The 13,953-nt window shown below is 67.6% G+C and carries 17 protein-coding genes; 7 read left to right on the top strand and 10 right to left on the bottom strand.

Going from position 1 to position 13,953, the window contains the following annotated elements; genetic code table 11:
• From QO015_RS06115 to QO015_RS06130, 4 genes are read right to left on the bottom strand one after another with little or no spacing between them, the layout of a single operon-like run.
• Window positions 1–546, bottom strand: a complete 546-nt coding sequence (locus QO015_RS06115) for a DUF4040 domain-containing protein (protein WP_266280796.1) — start codon at window positions 544–546, stop codon at window positions 1–3.
• Window positions 543–932 carry a monovalent cation/H(+) antiporter subunit G gene (gene mnhG / locus QO015_RS06120; RefSeq protein ID WP_266280795.1) on the bottom strand — a complete coding sequence of 130 codons (390 nt, stop codon included), beginning with the start codon at window positions 930–932 and terminating at the stop codon, window positions 543–545. The genes QO015_RS06115 and mnhG overlap by 4 nt, the downstream gene beginning before the upstream one ends.
• A complete protein-coding gene (locus QO015_RS06125; RefSeq protein ID WP_266280794.1) occupies window positions 929–1,213 on the bottom strand; it encodes an MrpF/PhaF family protein in 285 nt (94 codons plus the stop codon). The genes mnhG and QO015_RS06125 overlap by 4 nt, the downstream gene beginning before the upstream one ends.
• Window positions 1,213–1,698, bottom strand: coding sequence for a Na+/H+ antiporter subunit E (locus QO015_RS06130; RefSeq protein WP_266280793.1), 486 nt, complete (start codon window positions 1,696–1,698; stop codon window positions 1,213–1,215). The genes QO015_RS06125 and QO015_RS06130 overlap by 1 nt, the downstream gene beginning before the upstream one ends.
• A gap of 323 nt (window positions 1,699–2,021) precedes the next feature.
• Between QO015_RS06130 and QO015_RS06135 the strand changes: the two genes are divergently transcribed.
• Window positions 2,022–4,100 carry a S9 family peptidase gene (locus QO015_RS06135; protein ID WP_266280792.1) on the top strand — a complete coding sequence of 693 codons (2,079 nt, stop codon included), beginning with the start codon at window positions 2,022–2,024 and terminating at the stop codon, window positions 4,098–4,100.
• Window positions 4,101–4,190: 90 nt separating this feature from the next.
• On the top strand, window positions 4,191–4,550 hold the full coding sequence (locus QO015_RS06140; protein ID WP_266280791.1) for a hypothetical protein: 360 nt from the start codon (window positions 4,191–4,193) through the stop codon (window positions 4,548–4,550).
• Between the two features lie 64 nt (window positions 4,551–4,614).
• Here the strand turns inward: QO015_RS06140 and QO015_RS06145 are convergent, their stop codons facing one another.
• Window positions 4,615–5,211: a superoxide dismutase gene (locus QO015_RS06145; protein ID WP_266280790.1), complete on the bottom strand. Its 597-nt coding sequence runs from the start codon at window positions 5,209–5,211 to the stop codon at window positions 4,615–4,617.
• A gap of 292 nt (window positions 5,212–5,503) precedes the next feature.
• On the opposite strand from QO015_RS06145, the gene QO015_RS06150 reads away from it, so the two are divergent.
• The 4 genes from QO015_RS06150 to QO015_RS06165 all read left to right on the top strand — a co-directional run bounded on the left by QO015_RS06150 (window position 5,504) and on the right by QO015_RS06165 (window position 8,601).
• Window positions 5,504–5,944 carry a c-type cytochrome gene (locus QO015_RS06150; RefSeq protein ID WP_266280789.1) on the top strand — a complete coding sequence of 147 codons (441 nt, stop codon included), beginning with the start codon at window positions 5,504–5,506 and terminating at the stop codon, window positions 5,942–5,944.
• A 12-nt stretch (window positions 5,945–5,956) separates the two neighbouring features.
• Window positions 5,957–6,883: a c-type cytochrome gene (locus QO015_RS06155; RefSeq protein ID WP_266280788.1), complete on the top strand. Its 927-nt coding sequence runs from the start codon at window positions 5,957–5,959 to the stop codon at window positions 6,881–6,883.
• 112 nt (window positions 6,884–6,995) lie between these two features.
• Entirely contained in the window at window positions 6,996–7,346 is a 351-nt protein-coding gene (locus QO015_RS06160; protein WP_266280787.1) for a YciI family protein, read from the top strand.
• A 31-nt stretch (window positions 7,347–7,377) separates the two neighbouring features.
• A complete protein-coding gene (locus QO015_RS06165) occupies window positions 7,378–8,601 on the top strand; it encodes an RNA polymerase sigma factor (RefSeq protein ID WP_266280786.1) in 1,224 nt (407 codons plus the stop codon).
• Between the two features lie 3 nt (window positions 8,602–8,604).
• Here QO015_RS06165 and QO015_RS06170 read toward each other — a convergent pair whose 3' ends face one another.
• From QO015_RS06170 to QO015_RS06190, 5 genes are all read right to left on the bottom strand, one after another.
• Entirely contained in the window at window positions 8,605–9,183 is a 579-nt protein-coding gene (locus tag QO015_RS06170; RefSeq protein WP_266280785.1) for an LOG family protein, read from the bottom strand.
• The gene (locus tag QO015_RS06175) at window positions 9,183–10,577 is read right to left on the bottom strand and encodes a M20/M25/M40 family metallo-hydrolase (RefSeq protein ID WP_266280784.1); all 1,395 of its coding nucleotides are present in this window, start codon (window positions 10,575–10,577) and stop codon (window positions 9,183–9,185) included. Before QO015_RS06175 ends, QO015_RS06170 begins: the two co-directional genes overlap by 1 nt.
• A gap of 91 nt (window positions 10,578–10,668) precedes the next feature.
• On the bottom strand, window positions 10,669–11,388 hold the full coding sequence (locus QO015_RS06180; RefSeq protein ID WP_266280783.1) for a DUF1194 domain-containing protein: 720 nt from the start codon (window positions 11,386–11,388) through the stop codon (window positions 10,669–10,671).
• 59 nt (window positions 11,389–11,447) lie between these two features.
• A complete protein-coding gene (locus QO015_RS06185; protein ID WP_266280782.1) occupies window positions 11,448–11,774 on the bottom strand; it encodes a type II toxin-antitoxin system VapC family toxin in 327 nt (108 codons plus the stop codon).
• Window positions 11,771–13,372 (bottom strand): helicase HerA-like domain-containing protein, encoded by a 1,602-nt coding sequence (locus QO015_RS06190; RefSeq protein ID WP_266280781.1) that lies wholly within the window; start codon window positions 13,370–13,372, stop codon window positions 11,771–11,773. Before QO015_RS06190 ends, QO015_RS06185 begins: the two co-directional genes overlap by 4 nt.
• A gap of 149 nt (window positions 13,373–13,521) precedes the next feature.
• Here QO015_RS06190 and QO015_RS06195 point away from each other — a divergent pair, with 149 nt between their 5' ends.
• Window positions 13,522–13,929 carry a DUF4332 domain-containing protein gene (locus QO015_RS06195; protein ID WP_266280780.1) on the top strand — a complete coding sequence of 136 codons (408 nt, stop codon included), beginning with the start codon at window positions 13,522–13,524 and terminating at the stop codon, window positions 13,927–13,929.
• The last annotated feature ends 24 nt before the right edge of the window (window positions 13,930–13,953 follow it).

A 13,953-nucleotide genomic window follows, 5' to 3' on the forward strand; every position in this document is an offset into this window, starting at 1 on the left:
TCAGGACCTCTCGCCGCGCCGGCGCAGCAGCACCATCACGCCGATCGCCGCCGTGAAGACGACCGCGGTCTCACCCAGCGTGTCGAACCCGCGATAGCTGGCGAGGACTGCGGTCACGACGTTCGGAATGCCGGTGTCGGGCAGCGACCGCTCGAGATAATCGGCACCCTGCGCATGGATCGGCTGATCGGCCGAGCCGAAGGCCGGAAGATCGCTCATGCCCCAGACCAGCACGACGGCGGTAATGCCGGAGACGAGGATCGGGACGATGCGGCGCTGGCGGTCGGCCTCGCCATGGCCTGTCAGGTAGAGCGCGCCGAGGAACAGGACAGTCGAGATGCCGGCACCGACCGACGCCTCCGTCATCGCCACGTCGACTGCGTCGAGGACGACGAACAGCGTCGCCATGATGAAGCTGTACGCGCCGAGCAGGATCACGAGGGCGAGCAGACCGCGCACGCGGAGGATCGCCACCGCGAGCACCGCGACGAACCCCATGAGGACCAGCGACAGCAGCGCCTCGGCGACCAGCGGCGCGTTGGTCATCGCCGTCCCTTTCGCGGTTTGGCGGGCCGGGCGTTTCGCGCAGCCGACATGGAGGGCTTCGCCCCCGTTTCGTGCAGAGGCTTGATGCCGGCAGCGAGCGCGGCGGCGGCGAGGGCGTGCGTCGCCGCAGGGCCCATGAAGAGCAGGAACAGCACCAGGCAGACAAGCTTGGCCGCGGCGAAGCTCGGTCCAGCCAGCAGCGCCAGGCCGAGCAGCACCAGCGCCATGCCGGTCGTGTCGGCGAGCGACGCCGCGTGGATGCGCGTGAAGAGATCCGGCATGCGCAGGAAGCCGAAGGCTCCGATCAGGAAGAAGCCGGCCCCTGCGAGAACGAGAAGGCCACCCACGATCTGGACGGCGAGCCCGCCCCACTCGATGGCGATCATGACGCATTCTCGTCGGTTGTGGCCCCGAGCGCACCAGAGCGGAAGAACTTCAGCACGGCGAAGGTGCCCACATAATTGAGCAGGGCATAAGTCAGCCCGAGATCGATGAAATCCGGCCGTCCGCCGACGAAGCCATAGAGTGCGACGATGAGGATCGCCGCATTGCCGATCGTGTTCACCGCCAACAGGCGGTCGAAGATCGTCGGGCCGGTCAGCGCGCGGGTGATGAGCATCACGATCGCGACGAGGACGGCGACGAGCGCGGCGAAGATGGCGATCATCAGCGCCCCTCCCCTTCGAAGCGCGCGACACGTCGCTCCATGCCGCCGTCCTTGAGATCCTGCGCCGCCTCCCTGCTCAGGGCATGGACGCGGAAGAGCCGCCGCTCGCGATCGATGCCGACGGTGACGGTCCCGGGCGTCAGGGTGATCGAGTTGGCATAGGTCACCGCGCCGACGACCGATTTCCGCCCGGTCGGAAGCTCGAAGAACTCCGGCGCCACGGGACGGCGGACATCGAGGATCACCCGTGCGACGCCGATGGAGGATTTGATGATCTCAACCGCGAGCCAGGGCCAGTAGCCGAGCCCGGCCACGATCCGTTCGACCGGATGGCCCTCTTCGTCGGCAAAGCCGGTGACGCGGCCAATCCAGGCGATGCCGATCGACACCAGCAGCCCGGCGCCGATCAGCCAGAGCGTGTAATGCCCCGACATCAGGAGCCAGAATGCGAACAGGAAGAGGGCGAGACTGGCGGCTCTGATCATCGGCTCCTTTCCCGATCGACTGGATGGCACCTGAGTTCGACTGGATGTCGGCTGGATTGGACTGGACGGTGTGGTTCGATTCGCGACAAAGAAAGAAAAACACGACCGTTCGGCGATCCCAAGGCGAATCGGTCCATGCCTTGCCGATTGCCGATCAAACGGGAGACGCGGAGCCGCGCCCCCTCCCGGGAAACCCCTCGGAGGCGCGGCTCGGGACGGCTGCGATGCGCCCCTGATGCTCGCTTGGCGGAAGCGGCCGCCGCCTCTATCTAGGGGCGTCCGGCGGAGCCCGCGTTCCGCTGCGCCATCGCTTCCGGAGATCCATGACCGTGCGCCCGCCCATCGCCGCCCGCCACCCCGTCCGCCACACCGTCCACGGCATCGAGCGGGTCGACGACTATGCCTGGCTCAGAGCCGACAACTGGCAGGAGGTGATGCGCGATCCCGCGACGCTGGCGGCCGACATCCGCGGCTATCTCGAGGCGGAGAACGCCTACACCAAGGTCGAAATGGCCGATACCGAGGCGTTGCAGGCGCTGCTCTTCAAGGAGATGCGCGGCCGCATCAAGGAGGACGACTCGTCCGTTCCCGCGCCTGACGGACCATTCGCCTATGCCACCCGCTTCCTCGAAGGTGCCGAGCAGCCGCGCATCGTCCGCACCCCGCGCGCCGGTGGCGCGGAAGAGGTGCTGATCGATGTCGATGCGCTCGCCAAGGGTCATGCCTACTATGACCTGGGCGGCGCCGACCACAGCCCCGATCACGCCCTGATGGCGTGGAGCTACGACGACAAGGGTTCTGAATCCTACACGCTGCGTGTTCGCGATCTTTCGACGGGCGCGGATCTCGACGACCGGATCGAGACGACGACGGGCGGCGCCGTCTGGTCGGCCGACAGCCGGACGCTGTTCTACACGGTGCTCGACGACAATCACCGTCCCTGCCGCATCTACCGCCACCGCGTGGGTGCGCCGACGTCAGAGGACGTTCTCGTCTTCGAGGAGACCAATCCCGGCTACTTCCTCGGGATTGGCCAGACGCAGTCGGCGCGCTATCTCGTCGTCGATTCGCACGACCACGAGACCTCGGAGCTGCATGTCATCGACGCCGAGGCGCCAGACGCCGCGCCGCGGCTGATCGCCCCGCGGCGCCCGGCCGAGGAATATGACCTCGAGCACAATGGTGACCTCTTCTACATCCTCACCAATGCGGATGGGGCGGAGGACTTCAAGATCGTCACCGCCCCCGTCGCCGCACCCGGCCGCGAGAACTGGACCGACCTGGTGCCGCACCGGTCGGGGCGCCTCATCCTCGGCGTGACGCTGTTCAAGGATTTCATGGTTCGCCTGGAGCGCGAGGGCGGGCTGCCGCGGATCGTCATCCGCGCCCTGGCGACCGGCGAGGAACACGCGATCGCCTTCGACGAGGAAGCCTATTCGCTCGGCCTGTCGGAAGGCTACGAGTTCGACACGACGGTCCTGCGCTTCACCTATTCCTCGATGACGACGCCATCGCGGGTCTATGACTACGACATGGCCGCCCGCACGCGCGTCCTGCGGAAGGAGCAGGAGGTTCCCTCCGGCCATGACGCGTCGCTCTATGTGACGCGCCGCATCTTCGCCCCGGCGCATGACGGGGAGACGGTGCCCGTCTCGCTGCTCTATCGCAAGGATACGCCGCTCGACGGCAGCGCCCCGCTGCTGCTCTACGGGTATGGCTCCTACGGCATCACCATCCCCGCCTCGTTCTCGACGACGCGGCTGTCGCTCGTCGATCGCGGCATCGTCTATGCCATCGCCCATATCCGCGGCGGCAAGGACAAGGGCTTCCGCTGGTATGCCGAAGGCCGGCGCGAGAAGAAGGAGAACAGCTTCCTCGACTTCATCTCCGCCGGCGAATTCCTCGCGAAGGAGGGCTTCACGTCGCGCGGGCGGATCGTCGGCTGGGGTGGTTCGGCCGGCGGCATGCTGATGGGCGCGGTGGCCAACATGGCGCCCGACCTCTTCGGAGGCATCGTGGCGGAGGTCCCGTTCGTCGATGTGCTCAACACGATGCTCGACGACACGCTGCCGTTGACGCCGCCCGAGTGGCCCGAATGGGGCAATCCCATCGAAAGCGAGGAAGCCTACCGGACGATCGCGGGCTATTCGCCTTATGACAATGTGGCAGCCAGGGCCTATCCGCCGATCCTCGCGGTGGGCGGCCTGACCGATCCGCGCGTGACATATTGGGAGCCCGCAAAGTGGGTTGCGAAGCTCAGGGCCGCGAAGACGAGCGACTCGCTCCTGCTGCTGAAGACCAACATGGATGCCGGCCATGGCGGCGCCTCGGGGCGTTTCGACAGTCTCAAGGAGTCGGCCTTCGCGACCGCCTTCGTCCTCAAGGTAACCGGCCGCGCTTGACGGCCGGCAGTTGAGCGACACCTTCAATGGGGAGCCCGCGGATGCGCGGGCGCCATGTGCGGACGCCATGAAGGCAAGGGAGGTTCGCCAATGCGCATGCCAGGGATGAGCAATGTGGCGGGAGCCGCGCTCCTCGCCTTCGCCGTCGCCTCCTGCACGGCGACGACGCCGGGCGGCGGCCAGCGCTTCTACGGCCTCCAGGGTTTCGGCGACAATGTCTCGGCGGGTGACTGCCGGGCATTGGCCGCGGAGGTCGGGCCGCAGAATGTCTGGTTCTCGCGCTTCTCGGGTTCGAAGCCCAACCCATGGGACACCGGCCTCTGGCCGGCCTGGGGCAATGGCTGCTTCAAGAAGCAGGCCGAGTGCAAGCGCTGGCTCTACGACGTCCAGTCCGGCTGGCCGCAGCTCATGGACTTCACCTTCTGCCAGCGCGGACTGCAGAAGGCCTGAGCGCTCCATGAAAAAAGCCCCGGCACACGGCCGGGGCTCTGATCGTCGGTCGGGCGAGAGGGACTTACGCCTTCTCGTAGAGTTCCAGCACGTAGTCCCAGTTGATCAGGCTGTCGACGAACGCCTCGAGATATTTCGGGCGGGCGTTGCGATAGTCGATGTAATAGCTGTGCTCCCAGACGTCGACGCCGAGGATCGGGGTCGCGCCGTGCACCAGCGGGTTCTCGCCGTTCGGGGTCTTGGAGATGGCGAGCTTGCCGTCCTTGACCGACAGCCAGGCCCAGCCCGAACCGAACTGCGTCGTGCCGGCGGCGATGAAATCGGTGCGGAACTTGTCGTAGCCGCCGAGATCGCTGTCGATCGCAGCCTGGAGCTTGCCAGGAAGCTTGTTGCCGCCACCTTCCTTCTTCATCCACTTCCAGAAATGGATGTGGTTGTAGTGCTGGCCGGCATTGTTGAAGAGGCCGGCATTCTTGCCGTAGCTCTCCTTGACGATCTCTTCGAGGCTCTTGTCCTCGAGGCCCGAGCCCTTCAGCAGGTTGTTGCCGTTGGTGACATAGGCCTGATGATGCTTGTCGTGATGGTACTCGAGCGTCTCCTTCGACATGAAGGGCGCGAGCGCCTCGTAGTCATAGGGGAGCGGGGGAAGTTCGAAAGCCATCGGAGCAACTCCTGTCGGATGGTTGGAAGGACCGGGCATGCGCATCGGAAACGGCGGTTCCCGGTGCTGGTTCCGGGTGGCACCATAGGCATCGGGCGGGCTGGCGGCAATCGCCGAATTGGCGACTTCCACCCCCCGCGCGCCGATTGCGGATCGGCTCCCCGACGCGCCAATGCATGCTCTTCGCGCCGCTCACGGCGGATCATATTTGCGTTATGAACCTGCGGATGCTTGTGGCAAGGGACGGCATCAGGTCACTCTCTTGAACAGTTCCGAACAAAGGGGTGACGGAATGCGGAAACTGGTTGCGGCGGCCTGTGCGGCCCTCGTCATTGCGTCGGCGGGCTTCGCCATGGCGGCCTCCGATCTCGGCAAGCAGCGCGAGGCCGACATGAAGGCCATCGGCGGGGCGCTCAAGACCGCCTCGGGTTTTGCCACGGGCAAGGAAGCCTTCGACGCTGCCGCCGCCAAGTCGGCGATGGAAACGATCGCGGCCAAGGCGACCGAGTTCCCGACGCTGTTCCCGGAGGGTTCCGAGAAGGCCGACGGCGGTGCCTCGCCGAAGATCTGGGAGAACAAGGCCGACTTCGAGGCGCATGCCGCCAAGCTCGCCACCGACGCGAAGGCAGCCGCCACGGCCGCCGACAGCGGCGCCGAGGCCTTCAAGGCCGCCTTCGGCACCGTGGCCGCCAACTGCAAGAGCTGCCACCAGCTCTATCGCCTGTCCGACTGAGCGTAGCCGCCGATGCTCCGTCGCCTCGGTATCGCCGTGGTCGCGCTCGCCCTTCTCGGAGGCGCGGCCTTCTGGGTGCTGACGGCGCCGAAGCCTCTGGCGGCGGCGGACATTCCCGACCGTCCGGGCGATCCGGCGAAGGGCGAGGTGCTGTTCTGGGCCGGAGGCTGCGCCTCCTGCCATGCGGCACCTGGCGCAAAGGGCGACGACAAGCTCGTCCTCTCGGGCGGCGAGGCGATCGTCTCGCCGTTCGGTACTTTCCATCCGCCGAACATCTCGCCCGACAAGACGCATGGCATCGGCAACTGGTCGACGCTCGACTTCGTCAATGCGATGAAGCGCGGCCTCGGTCCGGGCGGCGAGCATCTCTATCCGTCCTTCCCCTACACCTCCTACCAGAGGATGCCGATCGGCGACCTCGTCGATCTGAAGGCCTATCTCGACACGCTGCCGCCCTCCGCGGCGGATGCGCCGCAGCACGAGCTGCCGTTCCCGTTCTCGATCAGGCGCGGCCTCGGTCTCTGGAAGCTGCTCTATCTCGACGGCGAGACTTTCGAGCCGGATCCGGCCAAGAGCGACGAGATCAATCGCGGCGCCTATCTGGTCGAGGGGCCGGGCCACTGCAACGAGTGCCACACGCCGCGCAACATGCTGGGCGCGCTGGACTATTCGCATCATCTCGCGGGGGCGCCCAATCCGTCGGGCAAGGGCTTCATCCCGAACATCACCGGTGGCAAGGGCGGCATCGGCGACTGGTCGGCCGAGGACATCGCCAACTTCCTCGAGACCGGTCTGACGCCGGACTTCGACAGCGTCGGCGGAACCATGGTCGACGTTCAGGAGAACATGGCCCAGCTCCCCGCCTCGGACCGCAAGGCCATCGCCGCCTATCTCAAGGACCTGCCCCCGCTCGACCGAAGCGACGGCGGCGGCAACTGATCATTCGACATTTTTCAACGTCCGTTGTCGAAATGGACGTCCTTTCTCCGACATGGCAGTGAAGCGGGATGGCCCGCTTCCGGCCGAGCGCCGTCCCCATCGGAGAGATGCGATGCAGTACGCCATTCTTTTCTATGAGACCGACAAGGAATTCGCGACCCGCGACCACACCGAGGAAGGTGCCGCCTACTGGGGCGCATGGCGGTCCTATATCGACGAGATCAGCGCCAGCGGCATTGTGCGCGGCGGCGCCGGGCTGCTCGGTCCCGAGACTGCGACCACCATCCGGCTCGCGGATGGCCGCAAGCATGTCCAGGACGGTCCCTTCGCGGCGGCCAAGGAACAGCTCGCGGGCTTCTTCCTGATCGAAGTGCCCGACATCGACGCGGCGCTCGCCTGGGCGGCCAAGGCTCCCTGCGCGCCGATCGGGGTCGAGGTGCGGCCAACGCTTCCCGGCATGTGACATCGGCAATCCCTCCAGGGGACGCGGGTCGATGCGGCCGGTCGAACAGGCGGTGCGGGAGAGCTTCGGGCGGCTGGTCGCCATCCTCGCCAGCCGTGGACGCGACCTCGCCGCGGCCGAGGACGCGCTCGCCGACGCCGTTCTGGCTGCGCTGGAACGTTGGCCGGCCGACGGTGTCCCGGATCGACCCGAAGCCTGGCTGGTGGCGGTCGCCCGCCGCCGGCTCGCGGATCGTTTCCGCCGCTCGAAGACCGACGCCGCGCTCGAAGGGTCACTGGCGATCCTCGCCGAGCTCTCGATCGACGAACCCGCAGACGGCGCCGCCTTCCCTGACGAGCGGCTGCGGCTGCTCTTCGTCTGCGCCCATCCGGCCATCGAGGAGACGATCCGCGCGCCGCTCATGCTCCAGACCGTTCTGGGGCTCGATGCCGCGCGGATCGCGGCGGCCTTTCTCGTTCCGGCCTCGACCATGGGCCAGCGTCTGGTGCGCGCCAAGGCCAAGATCCGCGATGCCGGCGTCCCGTTCGCGATCCCTGAAGCGAGCGAACTGCCGGAGCGCGTCCAGAGCGTGCTCGAAGCCATCTACGCCGCCTTCGGCAGCGGATGGGACGACATCGCCATCGATGGTCCGGACAGGGCGGGAAGCCTTGCGGAGGAGGCGATCTGGCTCGGCCGCGTGCTCACCCGCCTGATGCCGGACGAACCGGAGGCGCTCGGCCTTCTTGCCCTGATGCTGCACAGCGAAGCCCGCCGGTCGGCGCGGCGCGACGCTTCCGGACGCTACGTGCCCTTCTCGGAGCAGGAGACCTCTCTCTGGCAAGCCGCGATGATCGCGGAAGCGGAGGCGACGCTCCGGCGCGCCGCCGCCATGCATCGGCCGGGACGGTTCCAGCTAGAAGCCGCCATCCAGTCGGCTCAGGTCGGCGCCCGCCTCACCGGCAGCCCGGGTCCCGACGTCATCGCACTTCTGCACGAGGCGCTGTGGGCACGCGCGCCGCGCATCGGCGTCGCCGTGGCGCGGGCGGTGGCGGTCGCCGATGCCACCGGAGCCGAGGCGGGTCTGGCGCTGCTCGAAGAGCTTCCGGGCGACCATGTGGCCGGTTATCAGCCCTATCACGCCGCACGGGCGGACCTGCTGGCCCGCGCGGGGCGAGCCGAAGAGGCCTTCGCGGCCTTTTCGACTGCGATCGCGCTCACCGGCGACGGCGCGGTCCGCGATCATCTCGCCGACCGCCAGCGGCGACTTCTCAGCTGAACCCTATCGCTGGCCGGACTTGATCCATTTGGTGATGACGGGCGGCTCATAGCTGCGATAGCGCGTGATCAGCCGCTCGGGGTCCTCCTCGACGATCAGCATCTCCCGATGCTCGCGTCGCATGAAGCCTTCGTCGGCCTGATGGTCGAGGAAGGTCAGCAGCTTGCCGTAGAAACCGGCGATGTCGAGGACGCCGACGGGCTTGCCGTGATAGCCGAGCTGCGCCCAGGTCCAGATCTCGAACAGCTCCTCCAGCGTTCCGAGACCGCCCGGGAGCGCAACGAAGCCCTCGGCCATGTCGGCCATCTTGGCCTTGCGCTCGTGCATCGAGCCGACGATGTGCAGCTCGGTGAGGCCGTGATGCGCGACTTCCTTGTCGACGAGCGCCTGCGGGATGATGCCGATCGCCGTTCCGCCGGCCGCGAGCACCGCGTCGGCGAGCGCGCCCATGAGGCCGACTTTCGAGCCGCCATAGACGAGCGCGGCGTCATGGGCCGCGATCGCCTCGCCGAGCGCAACGGCGGCGGCCCGGTATTCGGGGCGGAAGCCCTCGTTGGAGCCGCAGAAGACGCAGAGCCGCATCAGCGCGCTCCTTCCGAAAGGGCCGCGAGGATGCGGGCCCAGGAGCGGATGCCGCGGTGATAGCTTTCGAGATTGTATTTCTCGTTGGGCGAATGGATGCGGTCGTCGTCGAGCGAGAAGCCGACCATCAGCGCATCGAGGCCGAGCACGGACTTGAAGTCGCCCGCGACGGGGATCGACCCGCCGGAGCCGATGGTGACGCAGGGCTTGCCCCATTCGTCCGTCAGCGCGGCGCGGGTCTTCACCAGCGCGGGGATATCGGCCGGCAGGCGCACGCCGGGCGAACCGCCATGGCCGATGAACTCGACCGAGCAATCGGCGGGCAGCTTCGCACGCACATAGGCACGGAAGCTCTCGCGGATCGCCTCCGGATCCTGACGGTCGACGAGACGGAAAGAAACCTTGGCATGGGCCTTGGACGGGATCACCGTCTTGAAGCCCTTGCCGGTGTAGCCGCCCCAGATGCCGTTGACTTCGCAGGTCGGCCGCGCCCACACCTTCTCGATGATGCTGCGCCCCTGCTCGCCGGCCGGCACCGAAAGGCCGACCTCGCCGAGAAAGGCCGCCTCGTCGAAGCCGAGGCCTCGCCATTCGGCCTTGGTCGCCTCGGGCACTTCGCCGACGCCGTCATAGAAGCCCGGCAGCGTGACGCGGCCGGTTTCGTCGCGCAGGCCGTCGAGGATGTTGCAGAGGACATGGATCGGGTTGCGCGCCGCGCCGCCATACATGCCGGAATGCAGATCGCGCGAGGCGGCGGTGACGACGATCTCCTCGCCGACCATGCCGCGCAGCATGGTGGTGACCGCCGGCGTCGTCGCGTCCCACATACCGGTGTCGCAGACGAAGGCGAGGTCGGCGGCAAGCTCCGCCTTGTTGGCCTCCATGAACGGCACGAGGTTGTGGCCGCCCGATTCCTCTTCGCCCTCGAAGAGGATCGAGACCTGCACCGGCAGCGAACCGGTTACGGCCTTCCAGGCCCGGCAGGCCTCGACGAAGGTCATGAGCTGGCCCTTGTCGTCGGAGGTGCCGCGGCCGACGATCTGCTTCGCGCCATTCGGCCCGGTGACGACCTTCGGCTGGAAGGGCGGCGCGTTCCACAGCTCGAGCGGATCGACCGGCTGAACATCGTAGTGGCCGTAGAAGAGGACATGCGGCCCGGCGTCGCCGCCGGCATGGCCGACCACCATCGGGTGTCCGGGCGTCGGGCGGACCGAAGCCTCGAAGCCGATTCCCGACAGCGCGTCGGCGAGCCACTCGGCCGCCTGGAGGCAGGCGCCGGCATAGGCCGGATCGGTCGAGATGCTCTCGATCTCGACAAGGCGGAACAGACGCTCGAGGCTGTGGCCGATGTCGGCATCGATATGGGCGAGGACGTCGTCGAGGCGGTCGGTCAAGGGAGGTCTCCGGCAGGCAGGGCGGTCAGGCCCTCGATCGTTCAGGGAGCGAAATTGCATACGCCGCCGCCGGGCCGATGGAAAGGCGCCATCAGCGCGTCGCGGTGCTGCGAGGGTGCAGCGGAGGATCGGCGAGCGCGATCTCCTGGATGAGCTTGCGCCGGACGGCGTCGGCGAAGCGGTCAGTGCCTTCGGCGACCATGACGAAGGAGGCGGGCCCGCCGATGACGTCGCGGGCATAGTGCTCCGAAAGGCTCATGCCGCCCGGCCCGCGGACCCCGCCGCCGGGCCGGGCGATGACGAGGCCGTTGATCGTGATGCCCTCGGCGAGCGCCGCGGCGCGCGTCTCGGCGAGCGGCGGTCCGCCGATCTGCGGCCCGTCCCCCGAGACGTCGATCACCTTGGAGAGGCCTTCATAGCCGTTCTCGCGGATGCGGTCGGCCGCATAGGCGATGGCGCCGGAGATGGAATTATAGCCATAGGCCTGGCGCGGGCTGGCGACGAGCTTGTCGGCAAAGACGGCGGCGCTCGCGCCGTCGCGCACGACATGCCAGTCGACGATCGTGTGCTGCGAGGCGGCCCCTCCCCATTCGACATAGGTGATCGCGATGGCGCCGACGGGTCCGGAGCCGATCGCCGCGAGCACCTCGGCGCTGGTGATCGCCTCGGCATAGCCGCGCCGCTGCAGAGCGAGTTCGTCGTCGTCGATCGAGCCGGAGCCGTCCGCCGCCAGGACGAGCTCGACATCCACTTCCTCGGCGAGCGCCGGAAACGCGAGGGCGACGAGAAGCGCGATCAGCAAGGTCCGCATGGCGGGCTCCGACGTTTCATGGTCGAGCAGCCAGTATGCCTGTGAAGGACGGGCTCGCGTCAGGGCGATTCGACGGCGATCGCGATATCGGTCTTCACGAAATCGTCACCCTTGAAAAGCAGGGTGGCATCATGCGCCTCGGCGAGGGCATCGGCGAAGCAGTCGCCCATGTTGAGCGCGGCGGCATGGCGGCCCTTGCCGAAGCCATCGAAGGCTTCGAGCGCCCGATGGCCCTGCCCGCTTTCGATCGCCACGACCTTGATCGCCAGGTTCCGGGCCGGATCGTCGACGGTCGACTCGATCCATCGTCGGACCGCCAGCGCGGCATCGGCGTCCCCTGTGCAGACACCGCAATATCGTGTCTGCACAGCAACGGCAGCAATCATCCTCTCCGCAGGATGCCGCCGAGCATGCCGCGCACGATCGCCCTGCCGACGGATGCCCCGGTGGTGCCACCGATACTGCGGCCGATATCGGCGGCGACCTGGCCGGCGACGCGGTTGGTGACGGTGCGCGTCACTTCGCGAGCGACGCGCTGCGTCGCCGTCAGCCGCTCGCCGCGCCGGACATTGGTGCCGAGCAGCCCACCAAGGATGCCGCCGAGATCGACGCCGCCCGCGCCCTGCGGCGCCTCGGCGGTCGGCGCTCCCGCCGGCGGCTGGCCGGCGGGCGCCTGCTGGGGAACCGGCGCGGTGGCCGCGGCCTGGCGGCCCAGCACCTCATAGGCCGACTCGCGATCGATCGTCCGGTCATAGGTCATGCCGACCGGGCTCATCGCGATGATCGCCCGGCGCTCGTCGTCGCTGATCGGGCCGACCTGCGAGGATGGCGGCCGGACGAAGGTGCGCTCGACCATGCTCGGAATGCCCTTCGGCTCCAGCATCGACACCAGCGCCTCGCCGACCCCGAGTTCGGTGATCGCATCGGCGGTCTTGAAGGCCGGGTTGGGGCGGAACGTATCGGCGGCGACCTTCACCGCCTTCTGGTCGCGCGGCGTATAGGCGCGCAGCGCATGCTGCACGCGGTTGCCGAGCTGGCCGAGTACCGTATCGGGAATATCCAGCGGGTTCTGCGTCACGAAATAGACGCCGACCCCCTTGGAGCGGATCAGACGCACCACCTGCTCGACCTTGGCGAGCAGCGCCTTCGGCGCGTCGTTGAAGAGCAGATGTGCCTCGTCGAAGAAGAAGACGAGACGCGGCTTTTCGGGATCGCCCACTTCCGGCAGCGCCTCGAACAGCTCGGACATCAGCCAGAGCAGGAAGGTGGCGTAGAGCTGCGGCGAGGCCATCAGCTTGTCGGCGGCGAGAACGTTGACGACGCCTCGGCCATCGACGGTGGTGCGCATGAGGTCGGCGATCGCCAGCGCCGGCTCGCCGAAGAATGCGTCGCCACCCTGGTTCTCGAGGATGAGCAGCTGGCGCTGGATGGCGCCGACCGTCGCCCTTGCGACATTGCCGTAGCGCATCGCCTCGGTGTTGTTCTCGATGAGGAAGGCGAGCATCGCCCTCAGGTCCTTGAGGTCGAGCAGCAGCAGCCCGTTGTCGTCGGCCATGCGGAAGGCGATGTTGAGGACGCCCTCCTGCGTCTCGTTGAGGCCCATCAGCCGGGCGAGGAGCAGCGGCCCCATCTCGCTCACGGTCGTGCGGATCGGATGACCCTGCTGGCCGAACAGGTCCCAGAACACCGTCGGGCAAGGCGAATAGGCGAGTTCGGGAGCGAGCCCGATCTCCTCGGCGCGCTTCACCACCCAGTCGCGCGCCGTGCCGGGCCGCGAGATGCCGGAAAGGTCACCCTTGATGTCGGCGCAGAACACCGGGACGCCGGCATGGGAGAAGCCCTCCGCCAGCACCTGCAGCGTCACTGTCTTGCCGGTGCCGGTCGCGCCCGTCACCAGCCCGTGGCGGTTGGCGAGGCCGAGCAACAGATATTGCGGCGTCTCGCTCGCGCCGAGGAAGATCCTGTCGGGCTGAAGCAGCGGCATCGGGCGTCTCCGGGGCGTCTTGTTCAGTTGGCGTGAGCGTCGCGATTTGGCGCGGCGAAATCAAGCGAGGCCCATGGTTGCGTTTCACCGACCTTGGCGCGAACATCGAGCGGTGGCCGCGCAGACGGCCTGTTTCGGGGGAAACCGCCATGAGCTATCCGATCATCGACATCGAGGGAATCGGCAAGGCCTTCGCCGACAAGCTGACCGCCGCCGGCCTCAGGACGACCGGCGCGCTGCTGGACGCGGCCAAGGATCCGAAGGGGCGCAAGGCGCTCGCCGCTTCGACGGGCATCGAGGAGAGCAGGATCCTCGGCTGGGCCAACAAGGCCGACCTGATGCGGGTCAAGGGAATCGGCGAGGAATATTCCGACCTTCTGGAAGCCGCCGGCGTCGACACCGTCAAGGAACTGCGCAACCGCCGCGCTGACAATCTCACCGCGAGATTGGCGGAAATCAACGCGGCGAAGAAGCTCGTGCGCCAGCTTCCCTCGGAGAAGCAGGTCGCCGGCTGGATCGAGCATGCCAAGGGCCTGCCGTCCGTCCTCACCTACTGAGGCCGGACCGGCACGGGCTTAACC

The sequence above is a fragment of the Kaistia geumhonensis genome (assembly GCF_030815145.1).
Classification (GTDB): domain Bacteria; phylum Pseudomonadota; class Alphaproteobacteria; order Rhizobiales; family Kaistiaceae; genus Kaistia; species Kaistia geumhonensis.

Bases quoted from the DNA above. Each gene is read 5' to 3' on its own strand.
- QO015_RS06115 (WP_266280796.1), bottom strand. From the start codon at position 546: ATGACCAACGCGCCGCTGGTCGCCGAGGCGCTGCTGTCGCTGGTCCTC.
- mnhG (WP_266280795.1), bottom strand. From the start codon at position 932: ATGATCGCCATCGAGTGGGGCGGGCTCGCCGTCCAGATCGTGGGTGGC.
- QO015_RS06125 (WP_266280794.1), bottom strand. From the start codon at position 1,213: ATGATCGCCATCTTCGCCGCGCTCGTCGCCGTCCTCGTCGCGATCGTG.
- QO015_RS06130 (WP_266280793.1), bottom strand. From the start codon at position 1,698: ATGATCAGAGCCGCCAGTCTCGCCCTCTTCCTGTTCGCATTCTGGCTC.
- QO015_RS06135 (WP_266280792.1), top strand. From the start codon at position 2,022: ATGACCGTGCGCCCGCCCATCGCCGCCCGCCACCCCGTCCGCCACACC.
- QO015_RS06140 (WP_266280791.1), top strand. From the start codon at position 4,191: ATGCGCATGCCAGGGATGAGCAATGTGGCGGGAGCCGCGCTCCTCGCC.
- QO015_RS06145 (WP_266280790.1), bottom strand. From the start codon at position 5,211: ATGGCTTTCGAACTTCCCCCGCTCCCCTATGACTACGAGGCGCTCGCG.
- QO015_RS06150 (WP_266280789.1), top strand. From the start codon at position 5,504: ATGCGGAAACTGGTTGCGGCGGCCTGTGCGGCCCTCGTCATTGCGTCG.
- QO015_RS06155 (WP_266280788.1), top strand. From the start codon at position 5,957: ATGCTCCGTCGCCTCGGTATCGCCGTGGTCGCGCTCGCCCTTCTCGGA.
- QO015_RS06160 (WP_266280787.1), top strand. From the start codon at position 6,996: ATGCAGTACGCCATTCTTTTCTATGAGACCGACAAGGAATTCGCGACC.
- QO015_RS06165 (WP_266280786.1), top strand. From the start codon at position 7,378: ATGCGGCCGGTCGAACAGGCGGTGCGGGAGAGCTTCGGGCGGCTGGTC.
- QO015_RS06170 (WP_266280785.1), bottom strand. From the start codon at position 9,183: ATGCGGCTCTGCGTCTTCTGCGGCTCCAACGAGGGCTTCCGCCCCGAA.
- QO015_RS06180 (WP_266280783.1), bottom strand. From the start codon at position 11,388: ATGCGGACCTTGCTGATCGCGCTTCTCGTCGCCCTCGCGTTTCCGGCG.
- QO015_RS06185 (WP_266280782.1), bottom strand. From the start codon at position 11,774: ATGATTGCTGCCGTTGCTGTGCAGACACGATATTGCGGTGTCTGCACA.
- QO015_RS06190 (WP_266280781.1), bottom strand. From the start codon at position 13,372: ATGCCGCTGCTTCAGCCCGACAGGATCTTCCTCGGCGCGAGCGAGACG.
- QO015_RS06195 (WP_266280780.1), top strand. From the start codon at position 13,522: ATGAGCTATCCGATCATCGACATCGAGGGAATCGGCAAGGCCTTCGCC.